Source organism: Amycolatopsis sp. (genome assembly GCF_035276945.1).
Classification (GTDB): Bacteria; Actinomycetota; Actinomycetes; order Mycobacteriales; family Pseudonocardiaceae; genus Amycolatopsis_E.
The window spans coordinates 12,071-28,353 of the sequence record NZ_DATELF010000029.1; the positions used below are offsets into that span (position 1 = coordinate 12,071).

Annotated in this window: 5 protein-coding genes; 4 read left to right on the top strand and 1 reads right to left on the bottom strand. The window is 67.3% G+C overall.

Annotated features, from left to right (window positions below; genetic code table 11):
* Positions 1–194 precede the first annotated feature (194 nt).
* Positions 195–614 carry a hypothetical protein gene (locus tag VJT49_RS04065; RefSeq protein ID WP_324163314.1) on the top strand — a complete coding sequence of 140 codons (420 nt, stop codon included), beginning with the start codon at positions 195–197 and terminating at the stop codon, positions 612–614.
* 865 nt (positions 615–1,479) lie between these two features.
* Here VJT49_RS04065 and VJT49_RS04070 read toward each other — a convergent pair.
* Positions 1,480–1,929: a VCBS repeat-containing protein gene (locus VJT49_RS04070; RefSeq protein WP_324163326.1), complete on the bottom strand. Its 450-nt coding sequence runs from the start codon at positions 1,927–1,929 to the stop codon at positions 1,480–1,482.
* Between the two features lie 525 nt (positions 1,930–2,454).
* Between VJT49_RS04070 and VJT49_RS04075 the strand changes: the two genes are divergently transcribed.
* The 3 genes from VJT49_RS04075 to VJT49_RS04085 are packed head-to-tail and all read left to right on the top strand — an operon-like array spanning position 2,455 to position 15,748.
* The gene (locus VJT49_RS04075; protein ID WP_324163315.1) at positions 2,455–7,962 is read left to right on the top strand and encodes a DEAD/DEAH box helicase; all 5,508 of its coding nucleotides are present in this window, start codon (positions 2,455–2,457) and stop codon (positions 7,960–7,962) included.
* Entirely contained in the window at positions 7,959–10,010 is a 2,052-nt protein-coding gene (locus VJT49_RS04080; RefSeq protein WP_324163316.1) for a hypothetical protein, read from the top strand. The genes VJT49_RS04075 and VJT49_RS04080 overlap by 4 nt, the downstream gene beginning before the upstream one ends.
* Before the next feature lie 38 nt (positions 10,011–10,048).
* Complete coding sequence (locus VJT49_RS04085) at positions 10,049–15,748, top strand: hypothetical protein (RefSeq protein ID WP_324163317.1); 5,700 nt, start codon at positions 10,049–10,051, stop codon at positions 15,746–15,748.
* The last annotated feature ends 535 nt before the right edge of the window (positions 15,749–16,283 follow it).

Sequence of the window (16,283 nt, forward strand, 5' to 3'; positions counted from 1 at the left end):
GGCCCAGTGCGCCGTCTGGGCCGCTGTTCTTTCCCACCGCGACCAGCGGCGCGGCGGGCTACCGCCCGCCCGGGCGGACCTCCCGTGAGGCCGATGCCGCGCCAGCCGAACGTACGGCACCCGCCGCACCGCCTCACGCCCCGTCTGCCGCCCCGGCATCCGGCGGTTTTCCTGTCGCGAAGTTTTTGAAGGCCGTGCTCATCATGGTGGTGCTGGTCGGGGTCATTCAGTCGTTGCGAGCGTGCGACTGGTCTGGCGTGAGCCAGTCCATCACCGGTCAACACGACGAGCCGATGCCCACCACGAAGACGTGCCCCAGCCGGATCGCGGCCCGGTTGCCGCAGTCGACGAACACCGAGCTGGTGGCCGCGTACCGGACCCCTGACAAACAGATCGTGCTCTGCCGCCTGGGATCCGGGGCTGTGTATTACTACGGCGAGTACACCGACCGACCAACGACCGGGATCGCGATGGCCGCTGCCCCGACCGCGACAGGCTATGTCGCCCGCAACGGCGCCTATCAGTACGAAATAAAGGGCGACAAGGTGATCGTCACCCATAACGGCAAGGTCATCGGCAACGACACCCTGACGCCGGAGCTCGCGGCCTCGTGACAGCTCCGTGTGTGTGACGCCTCGCCTCCATCCTCGCGCTGCAGCGCGATTGGCGGTGCTTTCGCCCTCTCCGATACGGGTGGGGTGACCGCCAGGTTTGGGCGTTGGGGTCTGCGGTCGGGTGGGATGGGTGTCGGCACCGAGTTCATCGGCGATCTTGGTGGCGTTGACGCCTTCGACGTTGGGGGTGGGGTGCCGCTCATCGCGGCCTGGATGGCGGGTTGGACGCCGTTGACGATGGCGGAGGCGCCGCCCACAGCGGCGAGTGCGCCTTCGGCGTCGATGCCAAAGGCTTCGATGACGGCGATGATGATCGCGTCCAGGCTGGCGTCGGTGAGGATGCGTGTACGTGTCCGCAAGGGACTTGGCCCGCACGCTCCTGACCAGGGGATTTACTCAAGGAACTGCAGGTGATCAACAGAAATGCGCAGGTCAGGAGGTTGGCAATGTGTCCGAGGGGGGGACTCGAACACATGTTTGTGGCATCCAGGCACAGGATGCGTGTTCATGCGACAGACCATAGCTGCGTATCGCGATCAAGCGCCAGCTGGTTCACCTCCAGCATTTCCGTCGAAGGTTCTTGCATCATCCCAACCTGCCTGAACTTTGGGGCGATTGATGCAGGCCTTTTGTAGGTGCAGTCCGAACCTGGTCGGACGCTAGCGAGACTGGCATTCAACCGATCTCGGCGAAGGCTATCACTTCGGGAGCCAAATGCGACCTGGTCCGGAGCACCGCGCACACGCCGAGGAGCTCGAGCAGTTACGCATCGCGTTGCTGCCGCAGTGATCGGTTCGACGGAGGTATACGACTGCTCGGAACTGGCAGGGGCGCCGGGGTTAGAGCGCCCCCCGCCAGCGGTAGGTTAGGGGAAGATGCGGGATGGGAGGGGGTATTCGCCGCCGCCGGAGAAGGCGTTGTGCCATATGGCGGCTGTGCCGAAGCTGGTTGCGTTCGACGGGGCGACCCAGACGAGGGCGGGGTTGGCGCGGGTGAAGGTGATGATGTCGGCTTTGCCGTCGCCGTCGAAGTCCCCCACGGTGGGGATTTCGGTGCCGGCGGCGAAGTGGGTATGCCACAGCTTGCCGTCGCCGACGAACTTGGTGCTATCGGAGAGGACGACATACACCTGGGCGGCGTCACCGCGCGTGAAGGTGACGATGTCGGTTTTTCCGTCGCCGTCGAAGTCGCCGGAAAGCGGGATCTCGGTGTCCTTGGCGAAGCAGTCGTCCCATTTTTGGCCGGTGCCGGTGAACTGGGTGCCGTCGGAGGTGGAGGACGATGAAGAAACTTGGTCTCGATGCGCCCCGTCGATCCAGGAACGTTATCAAACCTTACTCGAAAGTGTAGTCGGAAGTAATCATCTACAGGGCTTCGGGGGAGGTCGTCGCCTAATTATCTCAAGGTGTAACACAGGATGGGTGGCTGTCGATCTATTGGCCGTGCGTAGCGGTGACCGTCGATCGTGTCCGGCAGGATGGGCATCTACTCGACCGTTCCAGCGACCTGGTGGTGACTTTCCATCCACCGTTTGGCACACGATCTGGTGGTCGAAGCGGCTTCGTCGGAGGTTCCCATAGCCATAGGAGCGAGTCAGGCCGAGGAGGTCGCCGAGATTCTCGCCCGTATCGGTCCGGTCGACGGAAGCGTGCTCTTCAAGGAAGTGCAGCACCGTTGGCCGTTACTGACATTGCGGCGCCTGCGCACGATTGTCATGTCGGCGATCCAAACTGGATTGGTAGTGGTTGACGGTGAAATACTTTCGGCCGTTCCGAAAGTGGCACTGTCTAGCGAGAGACGGCTTGGTTTCTTGCGTGCCGTCATAGTGAACTTCGAATCTGTGGTGCGTCCCAGCTCGGAGAAACCAGACGGCGACCGCCGGGTGTATCAGATCGGTGCCGCCCGCTTGTCCAGCGACTCGGACTGGGTTCGCGAGGGCGAGCGGTTTACGGCCTGGGTAAGGTTGCCGGACGGGGGCTGGGAAGCGGACATCAGGTCGGAGCGCGCTCGCACGTCCTACGAGAGCGAGGCAGTCAGCCCGACGGAAGCGTTCGAAGCGCTGCGGCAGTTCTGTACCGACGCTGACGCCCTGGTCGCTTACAACGGCACGCAGGCCGACTTCCCCCTGCTTGATGAGGCGATCGCCGACACAGACATTCAGGGCTTCGGCGGTCACCGACGGGTTGACGCGCTGTACCTTGGCTACGCCGTCTGGCCGACAGCCCGTTCGTATCGCCTGGCCGAGCTAGCCACCGAGATCGGGGTCGACCGCTCTGGGCTGCAGTGGCACGACGCCGAGGCCGACGCTCTGCTGACGGCTCGTGTGCTCCAACGCGCGGCTTCGACCTTGGCCGCGTGGCCAGAGGCCGAGCGTGCCTTGGTGTTGAGCGCGGGCGCCGGGACTGCAGCCTGGGACCTGATGGCTTCGTTGCTCGACACCGGCTCGAAAATCCAGGAGTACGACGACGCCGAGGTCGGGCAGATCCTGCCGAACCTCATCCCGATGCGGGCGCCGGCCCGCCGGAGCAACAGGCTGGTCGTGCCGGCTGAGCTGTGCGACGACGAGGGACGAGTCGATCCGCACCGCCTTGCCGTGGCTGCTGCCTCCGGACGGGTGGAGCGCCGCCTCGCGCAGCAGGAGATGGCCGCCCGGCTGGCCGCTCAGGTCACCGCCGGCCGGGATGCTCTGTGTGAAGCTCCTACGGGGACCGGCAAGAGCCTTGCCGTCCTCGCCACCGGTCTCGACTGGCTCGCTGCTGCTCCGGGTCGGCAGGTCGTGCTCTCGACCCACACCAGGCAGCTCCAGTCCCAGCTTGCCGGGGACATCGCCAAGCTGGCCGTGGTGGTGCCCGGGCTGGAGGACGTCGCCGCCCTGGTCAAGGGCAAGCGGAACAGACTGTCCCTGCGGGCACTGGTCACCGCTCTGGCCGATGCCACCAGCGCGGCCACTAGCTCACAGCCCGAGCAGCGCACCCGGTTCGCTACCGACCCGAGCTACCGGGAGCTGCTGATCTACCTGGTCCGCCGCCTGGGCGAGGCGAAGACGCTGGACGACAGGTGGTCGTCCCGGAGCGTCGACCCGGCTGATCTCCCGGCCTTCATCTCCGAGTACTTCGAATCGGGTGCCCGGGTTCCGCTGGCACTTTGGCTCATCGGCCTCAGCCAGGAAACCGGCGACTACCGGCGCAGTTCGTCGTCGCTCCTCGGCCCGCTCTCGGAGACGGCAGGTGAAGCGTTCGCCGCGAGTCAGCTCATTGTCGCCAACCACGCGCTGCTCCTGAGCCAGCCGGACGTGGGTTCGGGCTCGACGCTGCTCGTCATCGACGAGGCCCACTCGCTCGAGCAGGCCGCGACCGCTGCGGCGAGCGCCGAGGTCGACTATCGCGCCGTGGAGAACCTCACCGGCGAGTTGCGCCGCTGGTGCACGCGCAGGCGCGACGTGCCCCACCGGCTGACGGAAACCGTCGCCGACCTGGAGTCCCTGCTGGATACCGAGGCACTGCCGCGAGCGGCCCAGGCCGTCTTCGATCGGTCCGGCGGCACGGTGGGCAACCGCGTCGTCACCTTGGCCAGCCCTTTCGGCGGGGTCGGCGGAGAGGCCCCGTCCCGGCAACTGCTCAGCCGGCTCGATCGCCTGGCCCGTTCGGCGAACGCTGTTGCCGGGGCACTCACCGGGTATCTGGGTGCTCCCAGCCGGCCCGATGCCTGGTGGGAGTATGAGCGCACAGCCTCACTCGCAGCGCGTGTCGAGGTGCTCACGGCCGCAGCGAGCAAGGTCGTCGAAGACGCGCGGCAGATCTTGGACGGTATGCCAGACGATTCACCGCCCGAAGATGGCAACCGCGTCGTCTACGCCACCGAATTGGAGAGCGAAGGGATCAGCGTCTCGGCTCGCCGGTACGCGTTCGCGGTCGTGTCCGCCCCGATCGAGCTCAGCCGCGAGGTGACGTGGGCCGAGGTGCGTCAGCGGTTCGGCCGGGTCTTCTACATTTCCGCCACGCTCCGGGTGGCCGGCAGCTGGACGTACATCCGCTCGCGGCTCGGTCTTGAGGGGGATGTCGACGCGTTCACTCTGCCCGGTCCGTTCGATCTGGCCGGTCAGGCCCGGCTGGTCTGCCTGGCGGACTTCCCGAGCTGGGGTGAGCAAGCCGATGGTGCAGTGCGCACGACAGCACACCAGCTCGCCGGCTATGCGGAAGAGGTCATCCGCCGTGAAGGCGAAGCGTTCCGCGGGGGTGGTCTGGTCCTGACGACCGCGAAGAAGGCAGCCTCCGCCATCGCTGAGCGGCTGATCAGTGAACTCTGGAGGCGGGCGCCGGGAACGCCGGTCACGGCGGCGCCGCTGCTGGGCAACACGCGCGCCGCTCGCGCGTTCGGCGAAGCCGGTGGCTTCTGCGTCGCGACGCGGGGGATGTGGCAGGGCGTGGACTTCGCGGCCGACCGGGTTTCCCTTGTGTGGATCAATAAGCTGCCGTTCGCTCCCTTCGCCGACCCGCTCGTCGCAGCCCGGCGTGCGGCAGCGGCGCGCAGAGCCGCCGCCGCCGGTGATCTCGATCCGGAGCGTGCCGCGAACGAGACCTACTACTTGCCTCTGGCCGCGATGGATCTCCGGCAAGCAGTCGGCAGGCTGGTTCGCTCGACCGAGCACCGGGGCATCGTGGTGATCAGCGACCGCCGGCTGGCAGGCCGCACCGCGCAACGCCGAAGTTATCGCAGGGTGTTCCTCGAGTCGCTCGATCCGGGACTGCTGGTCCCGGACGAAATGACCGGTGAACCCGCGGGCGGCAACGTGATGACCATGGCCGAAGGCTGGCGGACGATCTGGCACTTCCTCGGCGAGAACGGACTCATCCCGCGGCACCGAGCCGCCGAGCTGTGCGAGCCGGATGCCCTGCGGACTCACACCCTGCTGCCGGCCATTCGCGAAATCCTCGATGCGGTGATCAGCCCATCGGAGGAAACGGCCGCGCGGGCCACCGGGACACTGGGCAACCTGCTGGTGGAGCGGTGCAGTCGGATCGCGGGCCTGCTTCGCTTCTCGGAAGAACCGTTTCGCCTGCGCGCACAACAGGAATCGGTGATCCGTGCAGTCGCCGAGGACGCCGACGTTCTGGCACTGCTACCGACCGGTTTCGGCAAGTCGTACGCTTTCCAGCTGCCTGCACTGGCGCTTTCCGGGGTGACCGTCGTCGTCTCGCCGCTGGTCGCCTTGATGGCGGACCAAGCCCTCGAGCTGAACGCCACCGTCGGTGGGGCGGTGCGCGCGCTGGTCGGCCCGATGCCCGAGTCGAACAGCCGGCGCGGGAAGACCGAGGTCGCCGAACAGCTGACCGGCGTCGCGGACCACGGCATCCGGCTCGTTTACGTATCGCCGGAGCGGTTGGCGAACCGCCGGTTCCAGGAGCTGCTGCGCGAAGCGGCGGTGAAGGGCATCCTCCGCCGGATCGCGGTGGACGAGGCGCACACGTTCGTGCAGTGGGGCGACGACTTCCGGCCCAGCTTCCGCCGTGCCGAGCGGCTCATCACCGAGCTCAGGAACGACCATCGGGTGCGGGTGACTGCGGTAACGGCCACCGCGAACCGGTGGGTCTGCGCCGGCCTGCGGACGGGACTTTTCGGCCTGGCCGAGGAGCCTGATGGGGTCGAGTCGCTCGTCATGGTGACCGCCAGCCCGCTACGTCCCGAGCTGGCGCTCTACCGGCGGGCGATCCGCAACGCCGGACCTGCCACGGTCGCGGGGCTCGCCGAGGAGATCGCGACCGCGTGCGACGACCACGCGATCTTCTACTGCCTGACCGTGAAAGAGGTCGAGGCTCTGCACGCCCATCTCCGCCAGTTCCTGGGGGACGCCGGCATCCGGCAGGTCCGGCGCTTTCACGGCCGGCTGTCCGAAGCGGAGAAGGCGGCGGTGCTGACCGAATTCCGCGAAGCACCGGCCAAAGGCGAGCCCGGCTTCGTTCCGCTGATCATCGTGGCGACCAGCGCGTTCGGGCTCGGCGTCAACCGGGTCGACATCCGGTGTGTGTTCGTCGTGTCGCCGCCGCCGGACCTCGCCGCGCTCTACCAGCAGCTCGGTCGGGCCGGACGTGACCAGGCCGGAAAGGCCGCCACCGAGATCAGCGCGCCGTCCTACGGCCTGGCCCTCGGGACCGGTCGCGGCTTCCGCACCCTGCAGTGGATGCTCTCGCAGGGCCTGTCGCCCGCCACCGAGAGCCAGATCGGGAAGCTCCTGCTCGAAACCGCGTCACGGAGCGGGGTGCTGGATCCCGACGAGCTCGCGGACAGCTGCCTCCGAGCCGAGGTCGCTGCGGGACGCCTGCGGTCCGCCGAAGCGCGGCATTCGTCCACAGTGGACGCCTTTCGGGCAGCCGTCATCCGGTCGGTGGCCGTCCTGGCGAACAGCGGCATGCTCGACGACCGGGGCGACTTCCCGGCGACGGTCGTGCTGGCTCCCGTCGACGAACCCCTCGACCCGGCCGATGACGAGCTGACGGCGATTGCTCAGCGGCTGCAGCAGATCGTTTCGGCGAGGTCGGGCCGGTATAAGACGACCGAACTCCACGAGAAACTCGCGCGGGAGGTGCCTCGATACGACCGGACAGCCGGTGACGTCGCCGGCACTTGGGCGATCCTTTCGACGCTCCACGACCGGGGTTGCCTCGACGTGTCCCAGGCCGGCAACTACCGGACGCTGATCTCGGTCCGGCCATCCCGGGCTGCGCCGGGAGACGTGGTGGGCCACAACATTGGACACCGCGCCCGGCGTAACCGCGAGCTCGCGGAACTTCGCGCCTGGTACACCGAAGACCACGCCTGCGCCAATGCCGGCATGGCCGGGTACTTCGGCATGTCGGAGCACGCCCTGCCCGAGGATACCTGCACTACGTCGGCTTGCCGTTGCTCAACCTGCTGGCAACACAACGCGGAACGAGCCCCGCTGCCGGACCTGCTCCGCGCGTTCACCACGCCACGCCCGCGGCCTTCGGTCCGGCGGGACGGCATGCCGTACCGGACGGTGACGGATCGCAATGTCCGCAGCCTCCTGTGGGACAACTACCGCGGGCTGACAGACGTGATGATCAATCGGGTGCTCCGCGGCGACGAGACCTTCCCGGATGCGTCGACGGGAAGGCAACGCCCGCTATGGCCGAGGCTGCTGTACCACCGCCTTCGCGGTTGCGATCCGGGCGCCCGGATCGACGACGTGCGTGCCGCGCTCGACCGGCTCACTGCCGCGGAGCAGGTCGTCCGGACGGACGACGGACATTGGCGGCTGCGCAGGTATGCAGAAGCAGACGAACGCCGTGAGCGGACCACGGCCGGGCAAGCCGCGGAGGTGGCGACATGACAGCGAGCGCGACCGAGATCTGGCGGCCGTTCCGTGACGACCCGCTGTTCACCGCGGAGCTCCTGGTCAAACCGAACGCGCCTCACGAACGGATCCTCGCTTACCTGGAACAGGTGGCCCTGGCGCGCCGGGCTCCGCTGCACGTCGCGACGGCGTTCAACGCCGTGCATTTCGGCTTCGGCCCGGACGGCTCGGGCTACCGCGGAGAGCTGCTCGATCCGGAGCTGTTCTTCCGCCTCGACGCCGAGACGGAGACGGTTCCCGAGGTGGGCATGTTCGTCCGCGTCGAACGAGGCGGGTACACCCTGTGGGCTGAGGTGGTCGGGCAGTTCGGGGCCCATCACGGTGTCGACGTCGACGGCTGGGTCCCACCCGAGCTCCCGGGCGTATCCGGGTGGAGCGACCCAGCGCATGCCGGGGAAGCCCGTGCCATCCTTGACTTCGAGGCGTTCGGCACTGGCCTGAACCACCGGGACCGGGCGGAGCTCGATCGGCAGCGCCGCCGCGGTACGGTCCTCGACGCGCGAGGCCATCTGCTCGGCACAGTCTCGGCGGCGACGCGACAGCATGAGACCGGCCGGTACGCGGACTGGCTGCTGACCAGCGCAAAGCCATTGCTGCTCAGCGGCCCGCTGGGCGGCCTGCTGACCGATCCCCACGATGACGGCGCACTCGCCGCGGCCCTGGAAGCAGCCCTGACCACAATTGACAGGATCCTTGCGCGGTCGGCGATCCTGCGCCGCTGGGGCCGGTACGCGACCCCCGCCGATCGGCTCACTGAACGCCTCGCCTCGCACGACGTGCTCGGCGGAAACGACCTGGGCGAACTGGTCAGGATCGCCACCCGGCCGGCGGACCAGCCCCGCTACGCCGGCGTCTGGCCAATGCTTGAAGCGAGAGCACGCCGCGACAACGTGCCAGACTCGCTCACCTTCGCCGGCGCGGTCGAAGCTGTAGTGCACGCCAATCTCGCGATCAACAGCGAAGCCGTCCGGCTCAACGGCTTCGAGGTGAGGATTGATGATCTCTGGCAGGCAGGGGGTGTGTGGCGTACCGCGCCGCACCCCACCCGGGACGACGAGGTGCTCCAGGACGACGTGGTCCCAGAGCACCTCGACAACACACTCACCGTCTTCACAGTCGCGCTCCGCGCCACCCACATCGACAACGGCGTGCTCCCTCTGCCCTCTTACACAACGGAGCTCCTCCCACACAAAAACATGATCATCGACCTGTTCCACGACGGAGAACCGTTGGACGAGACGACGCGCGTCCAACACACCGTCCTGACGGACAACCGGCTTACCGGGATCACCTGGCCGTTCGGCTTTTATCCCGGTATCAAGGTCACTGTCGCCGCCACGCGTGGAGCCCGCCGCGTAGCGCTCTCGACGCAACTCCTCGACGAGCCTCTGCCTTACGGCGAGGATTACCGTTGGGCCACCGACGAAAAGCTTCTCGCTGCCGCTCTCGGTCTGGCCGAGGCGATCACCCCTGCACCGGCGGCTGCCCGGGATGTCCCACCGGGTCGCGGGCTGGACCCGCTGGGGAAGTTCATCGTCAACGCACTCCGCAGACACGGCGAGGCGGGACCGTTCGGCGCCCGGCAGCTCACCGGTCCACAGCTGACGACCGCCCTCTTCGGACCGGAACCGGCCAACCCGGTCTTGCTTTGGCAGGTGATCCACACGTGTGAAGATCTCGTGCATGCGGGCAAGCTGACCCGTGAAGCGGTCGAGGGTGGTTCGGCAGCGGACACCTTCGTGTGGTGGCCCGACAGTGCCGAAGCACCCCGCGTCGCCGACCAGGCACAACGACCGGGCCGGCTGAGTGGCCGAGTCAAGGAACACTGGGTGCCGCCTGGCATGCGACAGCTACCAGACGGGTTCCGCGCCAGCGAGCAGGCGAAGACAAACTACGCGAAGTACATCCGCGGACTTCGAGGACCTCAGGCATCCGTGGAACTACCACCCGGTTTCACCTTCGTCCGAGGACACCGCCGCGGCGACGAGCCGGCCGCGGTCTGGCTCGACGGCACTTCGGACTGAATCCGCACTGGAAACCTCGAAGAGGAGGGTGATCGGCCATGGCCGCTCCGCACAGGCGTCACCGTCATGACACGGACTTCAGCGGACCGTTCGGCACCACAGAGCTGCTGGCTCAAGCGGCGGTGGAAACCGATCCGGGCAAGGCCGCGCGCCAACGCGCCCAAGTCGAGTTGGCCGGGGCGCTGGATCGGCTGGGCGACGTCGTCGAAACCGCCCTTGACCTCGTGACGGCGGAGGAGTTCTCCCGGCTGGTCTGGCGGCTGCCGAACCCCAGCCGCACGAACTTCCTGCGCGACCTGCGTGTCCCGCCCGCGAAACGGCCGACACCGATGGCGGCACGCGACGGGCTCGCCCGCCTTCGGGCCTGGCCGCAGGAGAAGCGCACACGTGCTCTGCAACTCCTCGTGTCACCGGTGCGCCGAGCGCTCGCCCCAGCCTTGACCAAATGGCACGAGAGCCACAACGACAACGGCTTACGGCAGGCGCTGACCGACGATCCGGCCCAAGCAAGCGCTGTCCGGCTGACGGTCTTCGCAGACTGGCAGCGAGGATCCGCCTCGGTTGCCGCACTGCGGATCGCCCTACGCAGCAAGCTTGCCTTGCGCAGCTGGCCGAGTGAGGTCATCGACACGGTTGTCGACGCCTGTCACAAGCTCGAGGCCTTGAGCGAAAGCGCCACGTTGACGATTCATCCCGATGCGGCACCCGAGACGGATGAGTTCGTCAAAACTGCCGAGCAGCTCCGGGAAACCCTCGCGGAGGCCCAGAGAGCGGCAGTCAGGGTTTCCACGAACCTCGCGGATTCTCGGACCGCGGCGCCGGAAGACCTCGCGACGATCGGGGCGCTCGGACCACTGGCCGAGTCGGCACGGGCACTCCTCGAAGCCGCGGGCGCGGAGCCGGAATCCGGGGACTGTCTCGCGCTGGCCGCGGGGCTGGAAGACGCTGCAGTGCCGGCAAGCCGACCGGTCGAACACCCTGAACTCGAACGGCTCGCGCGCCTGGAGGGCCCGTCGGAGTACGAGGAGACGATTGCAGGGGTCCGCCGCGCTGCGAGTGAGCTGCTCGGCAGCGGGAGCTGGGACGACGCTCAGCGAAGCCGGGCCGAGGGCTTGACCGCGTTAATCCGCCTGATCGACGCCACGGCCGAGGGTGAAGCCGGTCTGGCGGTCGAACTTCACCAGACCGCACAGGCAGCACTGCCCGACGAAGGTCAGCCACTGCTCGTTATCGCTCTGCTGGGCCGGCTCGGCTTCCGCTCGGACGACCGGCCGGAACCGCACGGCATGACCGTGACGGAGCCGTCGCCCACACCTGAGCCACAGCCTGCACCGCTCGCGGTGGCGCCTCACGCCGAGCAGGTGGTCACTCCCGACGTATCGCCTCCTGCTGACCAACCAGACGACGACACCGAGGGTCGGCAACTGACCGCGACATTGCTGGGGGCCGGCAAACTCGCCCTGACCCACCACGCCGCGGCCATCTCCGGCGACGATCAGCTCGCCGAAGCGATCCGGCTACTCGCCTTGGCGACGGCCGTCCGAACCGAATCGGGTGCCACTGCCAAGGAACTGCGGGACTCACTCGAAAATCTCGACCTGCACCACTTCGACAGCCACCAACCCGCCCAGCTGGCCTTGCTGATGGCGGCCGTACGCGCTGCGCTCGTGATGGCGGATCCCCATGCCGGGGAACTGGCCGACGGGCTGAGCGCGCATTTCGAGCGGCAACCCCGCCTAACCGCGCTGACCTCGGCAATCGGCAAGGCCTCCGCGCGCGGGCTGCTCTACAGCCAAGCCATGCTGGCGGAGCTGGCACCGATCGCGACCGCCGACAACGACATCGCGGCCGCAGCCGAGGCAGCGGCCGCCGACCGCGATCGAAGCAGGAACCTGCGGTTCCAGCGGGCTAGCCAGATCGCGGAGATATGGTGGGCACCGACCGGGCTGATCGGGCGTGCGGTGGCCATCGCCGCGGCAGACCGGCGGGAAGACATCGAAACCGCAGCCCGAACATTGCGCAGGCTTGGCAGGCGCCAGGATCTCATCGCCGAGCTCAAAAGCGTCGACGACAGTCGGCGCAGCCCCGGTTGGCGGCCGCTCGAAGGAGCCTCCCGCCGCCGGATCATCGAGCAGGCCACCGAGTCGCTCGATCTCGTGCGGGTGTGGGTCGACGCCGTGCGAGCAGAAGCCAGCACGGCCCGCAGGACCCACCCAGTATCCGCCCAGGTAGCCGAGCTGCGCTCCCGGGTGCTTGAGGAACGTGAAGCGGCGGCGGGCGAGCTCGATGCCCTCCATCACGAGAGCGGCGCCCCGGTGCTGGCGGCAGCGGCTACCGCCTGCCTGGCCCTACTCCAACAGAGCATCGAGATGCTCGACGGCGAAAGCCTGAAGGGCGCGGAGCCCGACCCGCGCGTGGTGCTGAACCGTGACCTCCTGCGCTGTGCCCCGCTTCGGCTCAGCGCCGACCTCGCCCCTGCCAGGCCGATGACACTCGACGACATCCGCCTAGCCGACCGCACCGAATGGGAGACCGCGTTCGACGAGCGACTGGCGATCGAGGACTTCGTGGCCGCCCGGACGATCGTCGACGCGATCTCCGAGGAGGCTGGTCGCGACATGACCCCGCTACTCGACCGGCTCGAGCAGGCAGTGGCCCGATCACGGGCCGAGGTGCGCGTGCTGGCCACAGAAATCGAAGGCCGGGTCCAGAGGGCGGCCCGGTTGGGCCAGCTCCTGGAATCGGCGCGGTCCGAGGTGCTGGCACAGCTCGAAGCCGCACGGCCCGACCGTGATGACCTGGACCAGGTACGCCGGCTCCTCGGCGATATCGATAGCCGGCTGCCCGACTACGCAGCGAAGGCCAAAGATGAACTTTGGGAGCGGGTGACCTCTGAACTGAACAAGGCCGGGCAGCGCGTCCCAGAGAACGCCGCGGCTGGTATTCGTGCCCGGATCGACGCCGGAGACCTCGCGACCGCGGAGGAGTACCTGCTCGTCGCGCTCGCCGGTGAGGAGCCCCCGAGCGCACTGGAATCCACTGACCTGCCCCGGTTCCTCAAAGCACTCGAAACCCTTCCCACCACGGTGGTGCGCGATGCGTTGAAGGCCGCCGAAGATGGCGCCATCCTTGCGGACTGCCTGGACTTCGGCCCGCTGTCCCCGGCGGAACGCGCCGCAGCGGCCGAAGGACTGCAGGCATGGCTGGATCTTGTTGCCGACCGGCGGCACCGAGCGTTTCCGTTCGCGCTTGCCCAGGCGCTACGGTTGGCCGGTATCGAGTTCACAGCCGAGCGCCCGGCAGGGCTGTCTGACGGGCCGAACCGGCGCTGGGTCGAGCTCAGCGGCGTGAAACGGGTCGGCGACGCGTTGATTCCGGCGTTCGGTTCGCTCGCCGGCGATCAGCTGCGGCTCATGCTGTGCTGGAACGCACCAGACGTCCGGACCCTTTTCGCCTGGGTGGCCCAAGACTCGAGCGACGCACCCGTCCTGGTGGCCGTCTTCGGGACGCTTGCGGCGAGCCAGCGGCGGGCGTTGAGCAAGGTAACCGCAGGCCGGCCGGAGAAGCCGGTCATCATGCTCGATGACATGGCACTGGCCTACCTCGCAGCCTACGGCGGGGGTCGGTTCGCGGCCACGGAACGTATCCTCCTGCCCTTCGCGACGACCAACCCGTACCACCCGCACGCGACGGGCAATGTCCCGAGCGAGATGTTCAAAGGCCGGCAAGCGGAGCGATCTGCCATCCTCGAACGGCACGGGGCCAACCTGCTGTACGGCGGGCGGCAGCTCGGTAAGTCTGCTGTGCTGCAGGCCGCGGCCCGCCGGTTCGAGGTCATACCGGAAAACGTCGCGGTGTATCTCTCACTGCCTGGCTTCGGTGTGACTCGGAAGCCTGATGCGCTCTGGGACATGATCGTCGCCGGGCTGGCTGAGCGGGGGGTCACCGCCCCGAAACAGCGAGGACGAGATGCGGCCAAGCACGCCGAGTCCATCGTGAAGACTTGGCTTGCCAAGGACCCGCAACGACGGTTAGTGCTATTGCTCGACGAAAGCGACCAGTTCTTCGACGCTGACGCCACGACCGGTTTCGCCACGACCACGCGCCTGCGTGACCTAATGAACTCGACCGAACGTCGGTTCAAGCCGGTTTTCGCCGGCCTGCACCAGGTGCAGCGGTTTGCCCAGCTGCCGAATCAGCCGCTCGCTTCCGCGCACTTCGGTGACGCGTTGGCGATCGGTCCGCTAGCCCCGGAACCCGCGTACCAGCTCATGTTCTCGCCGATGGAAACTTTGGGCATCTCGTTCTCGTCGGACGAGCTCATCCATCGTGTCTTGGCGTACTGCAACTACCAACCCAAGCTCCTGCAGCTCGTCGGGGAAGCGCTCGTGCGAGAGGCGCACGAGCGGCGTGAGGACAACCCGCGCTACGTGATCAACGACGACGAGCTCGAGCGGGTCATCGGGTCCGACACGGTCCGGCAGAAGGTCCGGGAAGCCGTCCACCTGACCCTGAACCTCGACTCACGCTACAAGCTGATCGCCCTCGTGGTCGCCTTGGCTGCGCTCGAGCATGGCGCCGACCGGACCGTCACGACCGGTGTGCTGCGGGATGACTGTGTCTCCTGGTGGCCTGCCGGCTTCACCGGACAGGGAGCCGACGAGTTCCGGTCGCTCCTGGAAGAGATGAGCGGACTGGGCGTGCTCGCCGCGGCGGACGGTGGCTGGCGGCTGCGATCCAGCAACGTTTTGCGTCTGCTGGGCTCTGCGCAGGCCATTGAGGACGAGCTGTTCAGCTCGGAATGGCGGGCACCGACCAGACTCGCGGCTGAAGATGCTCGCCGGACTGTCGCGGACGGCCTGGCCGCTCCGCTGACCGAGAAGCAGTTCGCTACCCTTATCGAACGTCACAATCGCCTCCGGTTAGTGATGGGCAGCCGAGCCAGTGGTATTGGGCATGTTCAACAGATGCTCCAGGAGGAGAACGACCGAATCGGAGCGCGGTTTACGCTAGAGAAGCCGGCATCTCCTGACAGTTATCGCCGCGAACTTCGCGGTGGCAAGCCCGGCAACCTGCATCGTGTCGTGTTCTGCGATCTCGGCGGGATGAAGGTCGGAAGCGCCTGGGCGGCCGTCGATCAAGCGCTCGAGCTCCTGCCTGCGGCAGGAGTGACGCGCACGGTGATCGCGCTGGTCAGCACCGACGCGAACGAGATGTTCTCCTCGGTCTGTGGCTCCGAGCGGACCGATCTCGCCGACCTCGTCGTCCCGCTGCGCCGCGTTTCGGCGGACGGGCTCCGCGCCTGGTTCGGAGCGGACAACCTGACGACGTCCTTCAGCGACTCAGCCAGCCAGGGTGAACTGCTCCAGATCACCGGGGGCTGGACGAGCTTGCTGAACCAAGCCGCGCAGCTTGCGAAGGGAGAGGCACGAAGCGCCCGGCGGGTGTGTGAGACGATCCGCCAACAGCTCGCCCGACCAGAAGGCGCAGCCGAACTTGTAGACGCGGTTGGCTTGACTACGGTGCCCGCCTGCGCCGATGCATTCGGCGAGTTCGTGAACTACGACGAGGCGCTCACGGCCGACGATCTCCTAGACCTCTTCGACGGACACGGAGGTGCCGCGACAATGAACGTCCTGCGCAACCTCGACGTGCTCGTCGAGCGATCACAAGACGGCTTGTGGGAGGCCGAGCCAGTCATAGCGGCGGCTTGGCGCGTGTTCTCCAGATCGGTTTGAGGCGGCTCTGACTAACGGGGCGGCTACCGGATGGTCCGTTGGCACTGATTTTACGACCAGTCGCTCGGCCGTGTGTGCGCCTTCGCCGTCGACCACCTTCACGGCGAGTAATCCGCCCACGGAGTTCGAGGGAAAGAGGCGATAGGCGGTCATGAGCCGAGTCGCGGAGACCAGCACCTGCTCGTCGGTCACCTATCCCATCGATCACGTCGCCAGGGCAGAAGCTTCGTCATTCGGAGTCCACACTCACACACAACTGACACCGAAATGGATGCCTTCCAGCGCTAGCAGAAGAGCGAAAAGGAGATGTTCCTCATGAGCAACGCTTCCCAGAAAACATATTCACCCGCGGCCGTTCAAGACAGAGATGTCGCCCCACCAGATGACTTCTTTAGTCCACTGCATTGGTCCTGGTTCCCCCTCCAACGCGTCGCCGATCCTGTCGAATTGATTCGGCAAGCCGCGGTCTTGGTTCCACCGCGGTCGAGTTCGCCGCGATCCGTGCAAGACCACCCTTTCGGCCGAACGTGACGCT